General features: G+C 39.5%; 9 protein-coding genes and 1 pseudogene. 6 read left to right on the forward strand and 4 right to left on the reverse strand.

What is annotated here, in order from left to right:
- Window positions 1-58 precede the first annotated feature (58 nt).
- The gene (locus B9A58_RS07575; RefSeq protein WP_084371851.1) at window positions 59-4,477 is read right to left on the reverse strand and encodes an FG-GAP-like repeat-containing protein; all 4,419 of its coding nucleotides are present in this window, start codon (window positions 4,475-4,477) and stop codon (window positions 59-61) included.
- Between the two features lie 393 nt (window positions 4,478-4,870).
- On the opposite strand from B9A58_RS07575, the gene B9A58_RS07580 reads away from it, so the two are divergent.
- Window positions 4,871-6,874 (forward strand): tetratricopeptide repeat protein, encoded by a 2,004-nt coding sequence (locus B9A58_RS07580; protein ID WP_176214714.1) that lies wholly within the window; start codon window positions 4,871-4,873, stop codon window positions 6,872-6,874.
- A 109-nt stretch (window positions 6,875-6,983) separates the two neighbouring features.
- On the opposite strand, the gene B9A58_RS20190 is transcribed toward B9A58_RS07580, so the two are convergent.
- Complete coding sequence (locus B9A58_RS20190) at window positions 6,984-7,178, reverse strand: hypothetical protein (RefSeq protein WP_221407824.1); 195 nt, start codon at window positions 7,176-7,178, stop codon at window positions 6,984-6,986.
- A gap of 557 nt (window positions 7,179-7,735) precedes the next feature.
- Here B9A58_RS20190 and B9A58_RS07590 point away from each other — a divergent pair.
- Complete coding sequence (locus tag B9A58_RS07590) at window positions 7,736-9,625, forward strand: tetratricopeptide repeat protein (RefSeq protein ID WP_084371854.1); 1,890 nt, start codon at window positions 7,736-7,738, stop codon at window positions 9,623-9,625.
- Between the two features lie 132 nt (window positions 9,626-9,757).
- Here B9A58_RS07590 and B9A58_RS20605 read toward each other — a convergent pair.
- Window positions 9,758-10,368 (reverse strand): annotated as a pseudogene (locus B9A58_RS20605) (DUF2306 domain-containing protein).
- A gap of 351 nt (window positions 10,369-10,719) precedes the next feature.
- Here B9A58_RS20605 and B9A58_RS07600 point away from each other — a divergent pair.
- From B9A58_RS07600 to B9A58_RS07615, 4 genes are all read left to right on the forward strand, one after another.
- Window positions 10,720-11,841: a hypothetical protein gene (locus B9A58_RS07600; protein WP_084371855.1), complete on the forward strand. Its 1,122-nt coding sequence runs from the start codon at window positions 10,720-10,722 to the stop codon at window positions 11,839-11,841.
- A gap of 136 nt (window positions 11,842-11,977) precedes the next feature.
- Window positions 11,978-13,213, forward strand: coding sequence for a serine palmitoyltransferase (spt, locus tag B9A58_RS07605; protein WP_084371856.1), 1,236 nt, complete (start codon window positions 11,978-11,980; stop codon window positions 13,211-13,213).
- Window positions 13,214-13,275: 62 nt separating this feature from the next.
- Window positions 13,276-14,274, forward strand: coding sequence for an NAD-dependent epimerase/dehydratase family protein (locus B9A58_RS07610; RefSeq protein WP_084371857.1), 999 nt, complete (start codon window positions 13,276-13,278; stop codon window positions 14,272-14,274).
- Between the two features lie 18 nt (window positions 14,275-14,292).
- Window positions 14,293-15,612, forward strand: coding sequence for an inositol-3-phosphate synthase (locus tag B9A58_RS07615; protein ID WP_084371858.1), 1,320 nt, complete (start codon window positions 14,293-14,295; stop codon window positions 15,610-15,612).
- 57 nt (window positions 15,613-15,669) lie between these two features.
- Here the strand turns inward: B9A58_RS07615 and B9A58_RS07620 are convergent, their stop codons facing one another.
- The gene (locus B9A58_RS07620; protein WP_084371859.1) at window positions 15,670-16,692 is read right to left on the reverse strand and encodes a potassium channel family protein; all 1,023 of its coding nucleotides are present in this window, start codon (window positions 16,690-16,692) and stop codon (window positions 15,670-15,672) included.

The following is a 16,692-nucleotide window of genomic DNA, read 5'->3' on the forward strand; positions in this document are numbered from 1 at the left end:
GTTTAGATAAAACTCCCGACCTTTTGATCAGGGCTTAAATCCCGCGCCTACCACAGTCTTAGTTAGTCTTAAATATCTTTTGTGTGGTCTCAGAACTCCCTTGGTGGACTTTGAGGACGTACAGACCAGGCTTCAAGTCTACATTCAATGGGATTGTAGATGTATTTCTAAAATCTTGCTGAAATGCGATTTTTCCGTGTAAATCCACGAGCTGAACAGTAACGTCTGAGTGAAATGCTGCCAGCTGAATCGTAAACTGATCAGAGATCGGATTGGGGTAGACCTGAAACTGGCTTTGACCCTCCACGCCAAGAACAGTGATTTCAAACTCGGTGCACTCCGAAACAGATATACAGGTGCCATTATCAATTTCTAAGTAATAGCTTCCACTGGCAGGTGGACTAAACAAGCGGTTATCTGAATTTGCAATGGCTTCCTCCGTTTCGCAGTTGTACCATTGATAAGTCGCTCCCGTCACTTCATTTGCGAGAAGAAACTCGCCATCCCGTTCGATTTCTGCAGTTGGACTTTCTGAGATGGTAAGGTTCAGTGTCTCTGTATGGTCACATCCATCGTCGTTAGCGGAGACAAACTGATAGCTTCCTGATTCGGTGTAAGTCGTTCCATTCCATTCGTAGCTGTCACAAGCCTCAATGTCTTCACTGCTCGAAGTGGCTTCTAGAATACTTAGATTCAATGTCACGAGGCTATCGCAACCGTAGATGTTGGTAAATAAACCATCATATTGACCTGTGACAGTTAAGGTTTCGCCATTGAATTCATAACTATCACACGAACTAATTGTTTCTTCAACAACATCTGATTCGTTTATGGTCAAGTTCAGTGTTACCAAACTGTCGCATCCATGTTCATTGGTGAATAGCGCCTGATACTGACCTGTACTTATCAATACCTCGCTATCGAATTCGTAAGAATCACAGGTCGTAACTGATTCCACTACATCATCAGATGTGTTTATAGTAAGATTCAGGGTAACTAGACTGTCACAACTATGCTGATTGGTGAATAGTGCCTGGTATTGACCAGATGCAGTTAAAGTAGCACCATCAAATTCATAGCTTTCACAAGCATCCACATTTTGCACGATATCATCTGAATCCAGAATATTAAGATTCAGGGTAACCAAACTATCGCAGCCTACTTTGTTGGTGAACGAGGCAAAATATTGACCCGAAGTTGTCAGTGTTTGTCCATCGAATGCATAGCTATCACATACATCGATGTTTTCCGTGACATTATCCGATATATTTCCATAATTGACAGTGACAGTCCAGATCTGGTTGGCTCCATCTTCTGAAGTGACCAAAAAGACAATTGGGTCTGAGTAATCGTAGGAAGTAACACCACTTGTAACTGGTGTAGCTCCTGCCCCTGATGGAATGACAGCGGTTGCACCTGGAGAAAGCTCAAAAGTTGCCACAAGGGTTGTGGGATCCGAACAATCCTCCAGCGTGATATCAATGGTGTGATTGTCCGTATCTATGGTGGCGGGAGCAGATTGTTCAGCAAAGCTGAAGCTCTTGAAGCTATTTCCCGAGCCCAAATTGCGATAAATCTTCAGGCCAGCAATTAAAACACCAGCTCCCATATCAACCAACTCCGGTTCACCATTATTGTCCAGATCACCACTGACAGCATTGTATGAATTAAAGTTACTTCCTTGCGGAATGTTGAACTCAGGATCAAAAGCTGGTACCCCCACTGTACTCGTATTCTTGCTTAAATAGATTCCATCATAATAGTCACTACTTATGAGCTCCAATTTACCATCTCCATTGAGATCATCTAAAGGTGTACCTCCTGTATTGGCAAAATCAGTAGCCGAAAGCACCAAGTTGTTATCAGTACTCGAATTGATAAATACTGTCAGAGAAAGGCCATCATTTGCGGACGCCAAATCCTGAATGCCATCTCCATCAACATCTCCCAGCATGACGAAGTTGGGGCTCGAATTAAGAGCAAAATCTTGCTTGGCTGAAAAACTAAATGACCCCGTATTGAGGAAAACATTTAAAGCCACGTCCGTCTCACTTGCGGCAATGATATCAGGCAGGTTGTCCTGATCTATATCTCCTACTACGAAATGCTGCCCAAGCGATCCTGTTTTTAAAGATTGAGCTAAGGCAAAATCGATGTTGTCCACACCTGAACTCGTATTGCTCAGTACATAGATAGAATCATTCTCAGTATCCATGGTCAACAGGTCTACCCTGCCATCTCCATCGATATCGGCTGAGGCTATCCAATAACTGTTGCCAGTGATTGCAAAATCTTGTCTTTCTCCCAGACTTAAAAAGGAGCCACTGGTGTTTCGGAAAACTGAAACATAACCAGCATTCGTATATCCCACTGCTACGTCCAGTCTGCCATCTCCATCAAAGTCATCAACTAAAATGTCGTAAGTAGTTTCGAGCAGATCATAGCTTGATGCGGTACCAAAACTGATATCTCCAGGTCCTGTGCTGGCGTTGGGATAGATCGTGACAGTGCTGTTACTATTATCTCCCACGATAAGGTCAGCATGTCCATCACCATCCATATCTCCAAATACAACATCTGAAGGGAACTCACCTCCAAAAAGAGTAATAGGTTCATCGAAGGAGTTTTCAGATAGATTGCCGTCACTCTCGAAGGTCACAGCAAATGGCTTGGCGGATTTGGCTATTAGTCCGTTCACGAGAACCGAAATGGGTTCGCGAGTAGCTCCGGCTGGCACTTCCACCAATAATTCATATTGGCTGGCTGCCATAACAGTAGCTTGGGTAGCACCGAAGTAAACAATGTTGTTGGAAGGTGTTTCATCAAAGTTGTCACCGAAGATGGTAACATTTGTGCCAATTGGACCGGATTGAGGAGAGAATGCGGTAATGGTTGGTGCAGGAAGGCAGCAGTGCTGATCTGCCCCAACATCCACTCCTGTAACGGCATTTCGCAGGTCTCCGTCAATATCACTGGTCACACCGTCAATGAAAGTACCGAAACGGTAATCAGAAAAGCTTGTGATGTGAAAGTCGTCTGAGCCCATGAAGGTTGGAGAAAAGCTTTGCGAGCTTTGATCATAATCTGTTTGCAAACCCTGCCATTCAGATAAAGTCGCAGCCTGATATTGTGTGCCGCCTATGATAGGACCAATACCTGCTTCTATGGTGTAGGTATTCGCATTTCCTGAATATAAGTTATGATCAATTCTGACTTCATCAGCCTGCGCTACTGATAAAAATACCTCTTGTGTAGCTGCATTGGTTACTGAAAATATATTGTTGTATATCTCCAAACTATCTCCGCTAAGGAAAGCACCCCACAGTGCTGGATTACTACCAGTGCTTACCAGCGTATTGTGAATCAATCTTGTATCATCCGTAAAATTTAAATGGATAGGATAATTGGATTCAATGATATTGTTGGCAACCGTGGTTCCAAGTGCTGCATTGAGTTCGAGCGATTTGGAAGATGTAGCGTATATCTCATTTGATACCACACGTGCAGAATAATTACGACCCACAAAAATGCCTTCACAGCTGTTCTCCACGAGGTTGCTCTGAATCTCCGGCTCATTAGTCATACTAATATACATTCCATAACTATCATCTGATGAACCAGCAGTCACCCCATCGATAGTGTTATTTGTAATGCTAACATTTGTGGCGTAATAGGAGATGTTGTCTGGATCATGTGCGGTTTCATCCAGATAAATGGCGGCTGCCTGTCTGCCTGTTGGAAAAGGACCCTGAAAAGAATTACCATCTATCGCTAAATCATCGCCATCAACGTCCATACTTTGAAAATTGTAAATATGGAATTGCCCCTCACTAAAGTTGTTGTCTGCTATCGAGAGACCGGAATAACCGTCAATAAAAACGAGCATGCCAGCCCCGCTAACATCGCAAGAGCTAATGGATACTGCATTTACCTCCAGGAGAGATATTGCCGAAGCAATATATTCTGTCATAGCCTGACTTAAGCTAAAATTGGAATTGGACAGCGTAAGATTATTCAACGCAATATTCGAGGCATTCTCCATATTGATCCCCTTCGTTTCATTGAGATCGTAATCCACTTTGACAGAAGAAATATCATCCATTTCCAATTTGAAATTCTCCAGTATCACGTTGTTTGTATTTGCAAGCGAAATCCCTGACTTATCAGCCACGATACTATCCACGGGATGAATGATCGTATTACTACTGTTGACACCGGAAAGGGTAACCGTAAATGCTCCATTGTTGAGCGAACTCAAATCCACTGTTTCGTTGTAAGTCTCAGCTCCAAGCTGTAGTGTAATATCACCTGTGATGGTGCCAGCTTGCAAAGCGTTTATCGCAGCGGTTATCGTCGAATAATCTTCTAATCCTGATGAGTTACCTATGGTGTAGGTTCCACTTAAACTTTGTCCGAATAGTGAAAGTGACAAAAATCCAAAAAGCGCTCCTAGTACGAGTATTAATTTTTCTTTCATAGCAATGTGTTAATCATTTAGTTGAATCTTTGAACCACTTGAAATTCAAAGTCACGGCTATGCGACATTTTCAAATGCTAGTTCAAAAGACCTATGCAAAGAAGAATGGATAATCACCATATTTCCCAGAAATGGGGGGGTGACAAAAGGGTGAACTGTTTTTAATCATCTGGTTATCAATTAATTACATTTTTCAGGTACACCCGTAAGTGAACTTCAAAAACGTATATTTGTAAGCTTATAATTGATAAAATGATTATGATACCAAATGAGCAAATAATAATGGAAGTGAAAACTAATAGAACGCCAGGAAATGGGTTATCAACAAAAATTCTTTTTCTAACTCTACTTTTTGTAATGTTTCAATTTCCTGCATTTTCTCAAACCAAGAAGATGAATGACAAGCATTTAGAAAGACTTAAAGGAGAACTTACAGACAGTGCCCGCATTGCAACACATCTGCATCTGGCCCGAAGATATTCTAATACAGATTCGACGGAAATGATGAATCATCTAAAAATGGCCGGAGAGCTCGCCGATCAAATAGAAGATGAGGTTGCCAAAGTGGATATAATTTTTGTCATGTCAAGATTTTACCTGCTTCGAAATATGACCAGAGAAGCACTTCGTGAATGTGAACTTGCATTAGATTATTCAAAGAGGATTTCATATAAAAAAGGAGAAGCACTCGCTTATGCCAGAGCAGCTTCGGCATACCTCGAGGGTGGTGACTTAGATACCGTTGAATTTCTTTTTAACAAAGCGATTGAAGGACAAACGCTAATAGACGATAAACCCGGTCTTGTTTTCAGCCATCTTAATTTGGGTGGGTATCATTTAATAAAAGGAAACTATGAGATAGCAAGGGCATATTACAACAAAACGCTCGATCTAAAAGAAGCTATGGGAAAATCGAGAAACTACCCTTCAATACTGATGAAGATAGGTAATACATTTTCGGAGCAGGGCTTATACTTACAAGCTCTTGAGTATTATTTCCAATCTGCAGAAATTTTTGAAAAAGTAAACAACAAAAGATATTTAGCCTCCACACTTAATGATATTGGAAATGTATTTGTCTCTCAAAATGAATATCGGGAAGCTCTAAAGTACTATGAAAAATCGCTTAAAGTCAGAGAGGAACTAGAATACACCAACGGTATCGCTGAAAGCCTGAACAGCATAGGGTTCGTCTTCATTCAACTGGCTGAATACGACAGAGCCATTGAATATCTAAACAAGTCTTTTGCTATATACATGGAAATGGATGATCCTTATGGCATCGCAGCTTGTTATAATAACCTGGGAGAGGTTTACAATAAATTAGGGAAGGTTCAAAAGGCATTAGAGATGCAAAACCAATCGCTAAAATTACATCAGGAGATTGGTGAGCAGGTAAAAATAGCTGCTACTAATCTTACTATTGCCGAATTGTATCTGAAACAAAATGATATCACCTCTGCTTCCTCCCACACTGCCAATGGCCTTGCAATTGCCGAAGAAGTTAAATCTTTTGAGGAATTAAAGAAAGCTTATGAATTACTCTCCAATCTTGAGAGTAAACGTGGAAACTATAAAAATGCCTTTGATGCACACCTAAAATACAAACAATATGCCGATAGCTTGATCAATCAGGAAAACACAAAAGCTATCACAAAAATGGAGGCTAAATATGAGTTTCAGCAAGAAAAAGATTCCATTGCCTTTGCACAAGAGAAAATTCAATTAGACTACGAACAAGAAATTGAACAGAAAAAAACAATTAACCAAGCGGCCATAGGTGCTGCGGCATTGGTATTCATCATTCTAATCCTTCTTTACAGATCCTATCTGATCAAACAAAGGAAAAACCTGGAACTCCATCACAAAAATGAAATGATAGAATCGAAGAACAATGAATTAGTTTCCAAAAACGAAGAAATCATGACTTTGCGCGAAACGGAGAAAAAAATGTCTGAAGAATCTCTGGCACTCAAAGAACGGGAGCTTACCAATATCACCATGCTGTCGCACGAAAAAAATGAGCTACTCCAGCAAATTGGAAATCAGATCGGAAAGATTGGTGATAAAGTGGATGAAAAAATCATCCCTGATCTCAAAGAGATTAAACAAACCATCAAATCTAATATCAGCAATGAGTCCTGGAATGCTTTCACCTATCATTTTGAACAGGTACATCCGGAGTTTTTCAACAAACTCAAAGAGAGCTATGACGAACTCAATCAAAATGACCTTAGACTTTGTGCCTATATCAAAGTGGGACTCAATAATAAAGTCATAGCCCAGATGAATAACATCACACTTGCCGGAGTAAAAAAGAATATCAATCGTCTCAAAAAGAAACTGGAATTAGAAGCGGATGATAGTCTCAGAGATTTTATGATGAAGTTTATATAAAAAAAAGACCCAGCGTCTCCAGGTCTTTTAATAGTCTACTTGAAAAGGTTCGTGAAGGGCTTGCACCTTCGCTGCACTAATTAATTATCGTTAGGTTTTTGAAGTCTATTTAATTAGATGAAGAATAAAACATCCCTCTTCTTGAACGTCTCTTGGTGCCTCGAATCACAGCCATCGACCAGGCCGTAGCAGGCAACCATCCGACAATCGTCATCTGTAATATCAAACAAATGATACCTTTCTTATACTTTCCTAAGTGCAGGAAAACATTCCAAGGACAAATCAGTGCGTCTATGTAAATCATCGCTGCTGCATTTTGTTTTACCATTTTTAAAATAAGGCATGCCCTAACACATGCCTTATTTAATACTCGCTGCTGTGTCCATTATTCAGTGATCTGTCTTTCAAAATGCTGGTTCTGACGCGACAATCAAATAAACAGACACCCTCTTTTCAACTTAGTAAACGGCTACCTTCTTTCTCATAATAGCTTTCTACTTCCTGTCTACCCCTCTTCCTCCTCGCTAGAAATACCATATTTAGTATTCTATCGACTAAGTTGATCAAGAGTGATTGTCGGCCATCATTCGACCACCGACCTGCCGCAATTACTTGCGGCAATCATATGCTGGTCCTAAAAAGATCTTATAGCCGAATAGCTATTAAATGCTTCTAATGCACGCCTCAAATAAAGACACTAAAGGCGCTTATCAAAAGATTTGATGGGTAACAAATGGATATCAACAGTTCAAAGCTTTGAAAAACTCTAAAATTTATACAAGCTAAGTTTTAACTACCGCTGGGAATGAGATTCCATAAATTGACTTTCTTTGTGTATCTGATTTTTGACAATCAAGACGCATGAGAAGATTAATTACACTAGTACTGACTTGCATATTCTGTCAGCACCTGGCACATCCACAGTCGGAGGTGCCTCTACCGGACACAATTAAACTTTCCAAGCATGAATTGATCTCATGGCTGGATTCGTCTTCTCATACATTGAGCGAAACTAGTCTACCAGACTATATTGAAACTATAGAAAACCATCTGGACAGTTTAAGCAGAGATCAAACTATTCGATACTTGCAGACGGCGTTGACCTATTCAGTAGAACAAAAACTTTCCAACCCAAAAATTCATTACCTCATATCTGAGGAATATTACAGTAAACTTTCCTATGACACGGCCTCCTATCATGTAGACCAGTTGCTGGAGTTATATGATCAGGCAAACCCCAGACATTTGGCGCTAGCCCTGGAAATTAAGGCAAGCGGTCTGCTGCGAACAGAAAAATTTGAGAACCTTAAAAAACTCCTTGATGAACATCGGGAATTTTTGATCAGCCAATTTCCTCACAATTATTTGTACATCTTCAATTTGCTGCTTTACAGCTATATGGTTACTTCCAGGTATGATGATGTAATAATGGAAAGTCAAGACGCGCTACAATTAGCTCAAGAAACAGAAGACCACGTCAACGTTATTCTATTGCAAAATAAAATGGCAGCTGCTCATAAGAATAATAAAAACTATGATATTGCTAGAAGCTACTTATTAAAAAGTTTACAAATAGTCAAAGAGCATCCCAATCCACATTCTGAGTCTTATATTCAATATGACTTGGGGTTGTTGTATCGTGATATGGGTGATTTAGACTCTGCCATAGTTCATGTCAAAAAAGCATTATCGCTTATGGCTCCACAAGCCAGAAACAATTATTCCGTGCAGCTTGCCACTTATTATGCTGATAATGGTCAATTCAGTGAAGCCAAACAGATCCTGGATTCCATAGACATGACTATACTCATTGATGAAACCGCGCGAGGTGAAATATTATATGCGAGAGGCATCTCTAAAGCAGGTTTTGGCAACTATCAATCAGCTATTGCTGACTTGGATAGCGCACTCATCATTAGGTCTGAATCCCCTAGAGAAGTCGTTAGGATCAAGCTAGCCTTATCCAGACTCAAACAATTGACAGGTGAGTCTGAAGAAGCATTGATTTTATACAAGCAAGCTGACACGATAGAAGACAGCCTTTTCAGTCTGGAAAAACAAGAAGTCATTGCTAGACTTGAGTCTCAATTTCAGCTTTCTGAAAAAGAAAAGGAAATACTCAGACTAGAAGCCGAAGCTGTCCAGGGTCGCAATCTATTGCTAAGCTCGATTGGATTGGGATTCCTACTCGCAATTATCGCCTTCCTAGCCATTCGCTCCTACCAACTCAAACGAGAAGCCAATGAAGAATTATCAAAAAAAAACCAACACCTAAAAGCACTCAGAGAAAAAGAAAAACAATTGGCAGAAGCCACGATACATGCCAAGGAAAGGGAATTGGCAACCATGGCAATGGCAGCGCATGAAAAAAATTCACTGTTGCAAGACTTGGAACAAAAAGTGAATTTCTTGGAGAAAAAGTTAAGTGACGAATTAACACCTGACTTTAGAGATCTAAAAAAGACCATCGCGAATGGTTATTCTATTGACAACAGTTGGGAAAATTTTCACAACCACTTTCAGGATGTACATCCCCTATTTTTTGAAAACCTCAAACAAATCAACCCTGGCCTTACCAATGACGATTTAAAATTGAGCGCCTATCTCAAGATAGGAATGTCGAATAAAGAAATAGCTGGTGTCATTCATCTTACAGTAGGTTCTGTAAAAACAAAAGTCAACAGACTAAAGAAAAAACTAGAAATGGGTCCGCACGACAACCTACGTAACTTCATGTTCAACAATAATTAAAAATATAAAGGAATCCTGTGAACATTGTTATTATAAAATGAACCCTAACGGAATAAATTTAAAGCAATAAAAAAAGCCAAGTGTCTCAGGGTCTAGATGCTATCTAATATTTTATCCTAAAATCTGTAACGCTTATTTAGGACTAGTCAGAATGTTTACGCTCGTCACCATCATTTCTGCCACCACCAAATTAGGTACCCAACAAAGCCAAGAAACTATCAGGTAAGCCGCGATAAAATCTAAACCTATCACACCTTGCAAAACAGGCAGCCAAAGCCTTAAAGTCACTGCTGCCCAACACAAAGCATAACTTCGAATCATCCAATTTTGATGAGCGACTATCTCACCCTTTTTCACTGCCAAAAAGGCCATAGCCGTAGTGGCCAACCAGAGCAGTGCCATAGTACCAAATCCAAAACCAGCTATGATACATAAAACGAAAGGTACAGTCCCGCGCTTCCACTTAATAGCACGGCTGAAACATATACTTTACCCAAAAGGCGATGAATAGCAATTCGTTTATCCCTAAGCTTTTTACTAAACTGGATCCAGCCAGCCAACATACTCACAGCACCCATACTGATGTGCTGATAAAACGCCCAGTTCCAAACAGCACTGCTTAAAATCTCCACGGACTTTCCACCAAGAAAGCCCTGAGTCATATCAACTAAACCATACAATATCGGATACAGTCCAATCGAAACAGAAAAGAAACCAAATATAAACCAGCGTATGTTTTTCATTAAAATAGGTTTAATTGTCACAGAGCTACTATTTTACCCTGTAAGTTGAATCAATAAAATATTTATTACAATAAGAGAAAAAAATGGATTGTTGATTGGGTGACATGCACCATTTGCTTGTCGTAATATAAATGTAGGTGGCGGTTTTTAAGATCGCTCTCTGAATATTTCAACAAAACATTCGGAGAGTCCAATAACCACAACATTACGCATTACCACTTGGGTAATTGTTTTAAATGTTTTGGGCACTAGAAAAGCCTACAATATTTAAAATTAAATATGAATAGAAAACCAATAGATATATCTTTGCGCATTATTTTTTGATGGTGTGCAGCAACCATAATAGATTGAATGATTGAAGTAAGAAAGGTTCAGGATAAAAAGGATTTAAAAAAATTTATTGATTTTCCTCATGAGCTATATGCAAATGACGAGAATTATGTACCTGAATTATTTTTGGCCCAAAAAGATCTTTTGGATAAAAAAAGCCATCCCTTCTTCCAACATTCAGAAGCGGATTTCTTTCTTGCCTATGACAATGCTCAAATAGTAGGAAGAGTTGCAGCAGTCAAAAACAATAACTATCTCGAATACACTGGTGATCAATCAGGGAAATTCGGTTTTTTTGATGTCATCGAAAAGTATGAGGTAGCGGAAGCACTTTTAGATACTGTTGCGGAATGGCAAAAGGAAAGAGGCCTGACCAAACTTGCTGGGCCAGAGAATTATTCAACCAACGAAACTTGCGGTACTTTGATCGAAGGATTTGATTCACCACCTACGATCATGATGCCTTACAATATGCCATACTATAAAGAGTTTCTCGAAGAGTATGGATTTGAGAAAGACATGGATCTGTTATCTTATAAAATCCTGACAAAGGATGTGCCAGACAAACTGATTCGCATGTCTGACAAAATTCTCGAACGCTTAAATGGCAAGGGAATTACTATTAGAAAAATCAATCTGAAGAAGTTTTCAGAAGAGATCGACAAGATCATTCAGATATACAACTCAGCCTGGGAGAAAAACTGGGGTTTTGTGCCTATGACGGATGCAGAATTTAAGCATGCAGCCAAAGACATGAAGCAAATTGTAGATCCTGACTTTGTCTTAATTGCGGAACACAATGGAAATCCAATAGGGTTTACCTTAAGTATCCCGGACATGAACATACCACTGAAGAAACTGAAAAGGGGAAGATTGCTGCCTTTTGGTATTTTCAAGTTGCTTTATCACAAAAAAGATATTGACAGGGTACGTATAGTAACACTTGGAATCGTCGAAGGGTATAGGAAGCTGGGTATAGATGCCTATTTCTATATGAAAGCCTTTGAGGAAGCAAAACGAAAAGGGATGAACTTTGGAGAGGCTTCCTGGATCTTAGAAAATAATGAAATGATGAACAAGGCCATTGAGAATATCAATGGTAAAGTTTACAAAAAGCACAGATTGTTTAAAAAAGCAATCTAACGAAATAAAAAAAGGACTAATTGAATTCTAAAGAATATAAATTGGTAATTTGCTTGTTTGAGGAATATAATTCTAAAAACATCAGCTAAACGGACGGTATCAAGCACCAATAGATTCTTTATAAAACCGATAATTGATGAGTATTTTACGACAACGTTTGGAGAACAATATACACCCAGCCGTTAAGCAAGCGAGAGAATATGGCCTATATCCATATTTTAGGGAAATTGCCTCTAATCAAGATACCGAAGTCTCTATCAATGGCAATAGAGTCTTGATGTTTGGCTCAAATAGCTATTTGGGATTGACCAACCACCCCAAGGTGAAGGAAGCAGCAAAACTAGCTATTGACAAATATGGGACTGGCTGTGCTGGATCAAGGTTTCTCAATGGAACATTAGATCTTCATGTACAGCTCGAAAACAATTTGGCCGAATTCTTCAAAAAAGATGCAGCACTTGTATTTAGTACAGGATTCCAATCCAACTTGGGTACAATTTCTTGCCTATCTGGCAGAAATGATTATATATTGATTGATGAGCTAGATCATGCCTCTATCATTGATGGAACTCGATTGTCTTTTTCAAAGGTGATCAAGTTTAAACACAATGACATGAAATCACTAGAAAAGCAATTGAGCAGACTGCCAGATGATGCGATCAAATTGATTGTGGTAGATGGTATTTTCAGCATGGAAGGAGACATTGTCAAATTGCCTGAAATCGTTACTCTATCAAAAAAATATGGTGGTACGATCATCATAGACGACGCACACTCTGTAGGAGTACTCGGACAACAAGGAGCTGGAACAGCTTCTCATTTTGGTTTGGAAAATGAAGTGGACTTTATTGTAGGGACTTTTAGTAAATCACTAGCTTCATTGGGAGGGTTTGTTGTTGCGGATCAGACCTCTATCGAATACATGAAACATCAAGCCCGATCATTAATATTCAGCGCAAGCATACCTCCTGCATCTGCAGCCAGTGCATTAGCCGCCTTAGAGATCATCAAATCAGAGCCTGAAAGAATGGAGAAACTCTGGAGTAATACCAACTATACCATTAAATGCCTTAAAGAAAATGACTTTGATATTGGCCCTACAGAGTCACCAATAGTGCCTATCTATGTTAGAGACAATACTAAAACGTTCCAAGTAACGCAGATGCTTTTTAATGAAGGTGTCTTTGTAAACCCTGTGATTTCTCCAGCCGTACCAAGCAATAGTTCATTGCTTAGATTATCACTGATGTCTACTCATTCGCACGATCAGATCGACTTCGTAATAGAAAAACTTATAAAGGCCAGAAAAATGATAGGTTTTGCAGGATTGGAAGAACAAGTTGAGATTCCATTAGTTGCCAACAAAGCCTAATTGGCCATAGGTTTATTGAAATCAATGAAAGGTTATTTTTCCGCCCGTTACAAAACTTATCCATGAACATCATCATCACAGGCGCGACTGGATTTATAGGTAAGTTTTTGGTGGATTATGCCCTAGCGGAAAATCTGAACGTATTTGCGGCAGTCAGAAAATCAAGCAATCGAACGAGTTTGGCTGGCAAAAATATAGGGTTCGTAGAACTAGATCTCACCTCTGAAGAAAGTCTGACCTCCTCACTAAATCAATTCGTTGAGGATCAAGGCACCATTGATTATGTGATCCACAACGCCGGAATCACAAAAACCACTTCCAATTCGGAATATGAATTGGTCAACTGCACCTATACCATTAACTTGATCAAGGCGCTAGAAAACACAGGACAACAGGTTAAAAAATTTACTCTCGTAAGCAGTTTGGCGGCTTCTTCCCCTGGTACTGGTGACCAGATGATCAAAATTGATCAAGTGGGAGAACCTGTTTCTGCCTATGGATGGAGCAAGAAAAAAGCAGAAGAGTATATAGAGCAAAATTGTTCTTTACCTTATGTAATTTTGCGCCCACCTCCAGTCTTTGGGCCTGGTGATAAGGATATGTTTCCAGTTTTTGATTTGGTTAATAAAAACCTGGAATTGTATGTGGGGGGAAAGCTACAATTGTTGTCCTTTATATACGTAAAAGACTTAGCAAGAGGAATAGTTGCAGCGACAACTTCGGTTATTAAAAACAAGAAGTATTTTCTGTCGGATAATGGAGAATATGATAATGAAAAGTTCAATTTACTCATCAAAAAGTATTTGGCAAAAAAGACTTTAAAAATAAAATTACCACTATTTGTGGTATACGTCGTGGCATTTTTTTCAGAAATATATACCAGACTTTCTGGAAACCTGTCGCAGTTAAATATTGAAAAAATAAAGGAACTCAAATGTTCGAACTGGATGTGCGATTCTCGTGATTTCTATAAGGATTTGGCCATTGAGCCAAAGTATACCCTTTATGAAGGAATCCAGGAGACCATTGACTGGTACAGAAACGAGCATTGGTTAAAATAGCGTTAAAATAGATTATAGATGTCAGACAAAATTACAATTCAAGAGCCTAAAGGAAAGCTAGGCATTCTAACCCCAGGCATGGGTGCGGTATCTACTACCTTCATGGCTGGTGTATTGAGTATCAGAAAAGGATTATCTGATCCAATAGGTTCATTGACTCAGATGGGAACCATCAGATTAGGTAAAAGAACAGAAAATAGAAATCCTTTAATTAAAGATTTCATTCCATTGGCTCCATTAGAAAATGTAGTGCTGGGTGGATGGGACGTATTTGAAGATAATGCTTATGAAGCAGCCATGCATGCCAAGGTTCTTGACAAAGATCTGCTCAATGAGTTGAAAAGCGAATTGGAACAAATCAAGCCAATGAAAGCTGTCTTCGACAAAAACTATGTAAAAAGACTTGAAGGAACTCACATCAAGACTGGATACGCCAACAAAATGGAATTGGCGGAAGCTTTGATGGACGACATGAAAAAGTTCAAAGAGGAGAACGGATGCGATAGACTCGTCATGGTGTGGTGTGGATCTACAGAAATCTACATTGAAGAAGGAGAAGTTCACTCTACTCTTGAAAAATTAGAAGAAGGGATGAAAAACAATCATCCTGACATTGCGCCAAGTATGATTTATGCATACGCAGCAGCCAAAATGGGCATTCCTTATGCCAATGGCGCTCCTAACCTTTCGTGTGATGTAGACGCCATCGTAGAGCTAGCTAAGCAAACAGGCGCACCTATCGCAGGTAAAGATTTCAAAACAGGACAGACTTTGATGAAAACCATCCTGGCTCCTGGCTTGAAAGCAAGATCATTGGGTATTGATGGTTGGTTCTCTACAAACATCCTGGGCAACAGAGATGGTGAAGTACTGGACGATCCAGACAACTTCAAAACGAAAGAAGTTTCAAAACTTGGTGTTTTGGAGCAAGTATTAGAGCCAGAATTGCATCCAAAGCTTTATGGTAATCTTTACCACAAAGTAAGAATCAACTACTACCCTCCAAGAGGCGACGACAAAGAAGGCTGGGATAATATAGACATCAAAGGATGGTTGGGCTACAAGATGCAAATCAAAGTGGATTTCTTATGCAAGGATTCTATCTTGGCAGCACCACTGGTACTTGACTTGGCTTTGTTCCTCGATTTGGCATCTAGAGCAGGCATGAAAGGTGGGATCCAGGAGTGGTTGTCATTCTACTTGAAATCGCCACAGGCTGCCAAAGGTTTGAAACCTCAACACGACATTTTTGTTCAGTTGATGAAGTTGAAAAACACCTTGAGATACTTAGCTGGTGAAGATTTGATTACAAACCTTGGACTAGATTACTACGATTGATCAATCAATCCAATAAATAGATACAATCCCTACTATTGTAAAATGGTAGGGATTTTTTTATTTCAAATACTCAGACTTAAAATCCTGAACCTTGGGGTAAGTCCCTACAATTACTAAAACTACTCCTGGCTCCATAATCACTTTTGAAGAAGGGTTGAATACAAACTTTCCATGTTTGTCATTGAGCCCTACCACGGTCACATCTGTTCTATTTCTAATGTCCATGGATTCAATAGTTTGTCCTTGAAAATCTGACCTTAGATCTTCATAGCGAACTTCCTCAAGTGTAAGTCCATCCTCCTGATGGCCAGACAACTGATCCAAGTATTCAATTACAAATGGTTTAGTAATGTGCTGTGCCATGTGTAAGCCTCCAATGGCATCAGGCATGATCACGTGCTGAGCACCTGCCTGCTTCAGCTTTTTGATGGTATTCTCCTCAGAGGCACGAGAAATAATTCTAACCTCAGGGTTTAATTCTTTGGCCGTAAGCGTCAGAAAAACATTTTCTGCGTCACTGGGAAGGGTAGTAATCAATGCTTTGGCTTTTCCTATACCCGCTTCTTCCAATACTTCTTCTTGGGTGGGGTCTCCCAGGATAAACTTATATTTCTTTACATTCTGGATTATATCAATCAATTGTTCGTCCCGATCAACAACTACAAATTCCACCTTTTGACTCCTCAACTCTTCGCATGCCCGGCTGCCATTTCGTCCAAATCCACAAACAATGATATGATCTTTCATTTTCTTAACTTCTTTTCCAAAAACATACTTTCGGTAGAGTCTATTCAATTCACCTTCAAAAAGGTAAGTAGAAAAAACAGACACTACATAAGCAAATATCATCAAGTTGAAGATGATGTAAATGCTTGTAAACAGTCTCCCGTTCTCAGATAATGGATAAATTTCATTGAAACCTACTGTGGAGAAAGTGATAACTGCCATGTAAAAGGACTCTACCCAACTGAATCCTTCTATCATCACAAAGCCCAACATACCTGTACATAATGAGGCAATCAACAGGAAGGCACTAATGAATAGCTTTCTAAAGTCTCGGTAACGTTCTAAAAACAACAT

This window comes from Reichenbachiella faecimaris, from assembly GCF_900176375.1.
Classification (GTDB): Bacteria; Bacteroidota; Bacteroidia; order Cytophagales; family Cyclobacteriaceae; genus Reichenbachiella; species Reichenbachiella faecimaris.

Coding starts and splice junctions, on each gene's coding strand:
- B9A58_RS07575 (WP_084371851.1), bottom strand. CDS start 4,477: ATGAAAGAAAAATTAATACTCGTACTAGGAGCGCTTTTTGGATTTTTG.
- B9A58_RS07620 (WP_084371859.1), bottom strand. CDS start 16,692: ATGTTGTTTTTAGAACGTTACCGAGACTTTAGAAAGCTATTCATTAGT.
- B9A58_RS20190 (WP_221407824.1), bottom strand. CDS start 7,178: ATGATTTACATAGACGCACTGATTTGTCCTTGGAATGTTTTCCTGCAC.
- B9A58_RS07615 (WP_084371858.1), top strand. CDS start 14,293: ATGTCAGACAAAATTACAATTCAAGAGCCTAAAGGAAAGCTAGGCATT.
- B9A58_RS07610 (WP_084371857.1), top strand. CDS start 13,276: ATGAACATCATCATCACAGGCGCGACTGGATTTATAGGTAAGTTTTTG.
- B9A58_RS07590 (WP_084371854.1), top strand. CDS start 7,736: ATGAGAAGATTAATTACACTAGTACTGACTTGCATATTCTGTCAGCAC.
- B9A58_RS07580 (WP_176214714.1), top strand. CDS start 4,871: ATGAATGACAAGCATTTAGAAAGACTTAAAGGAGAACTTACAGACAGT.
- B9A58_RS07600 (WP_084371855.1), top strand. CDS start 10,720: ATGATTGAAGTAAGAAAGGTTCAGGATAAAAAGGATTTAAAAAAATTT.
- spt (WP_084371856.1), top strand. CDS start 11,978: ATGAGTATTTTACGACAACGTTTGGAGAACAATATACACCCAGCCGTT.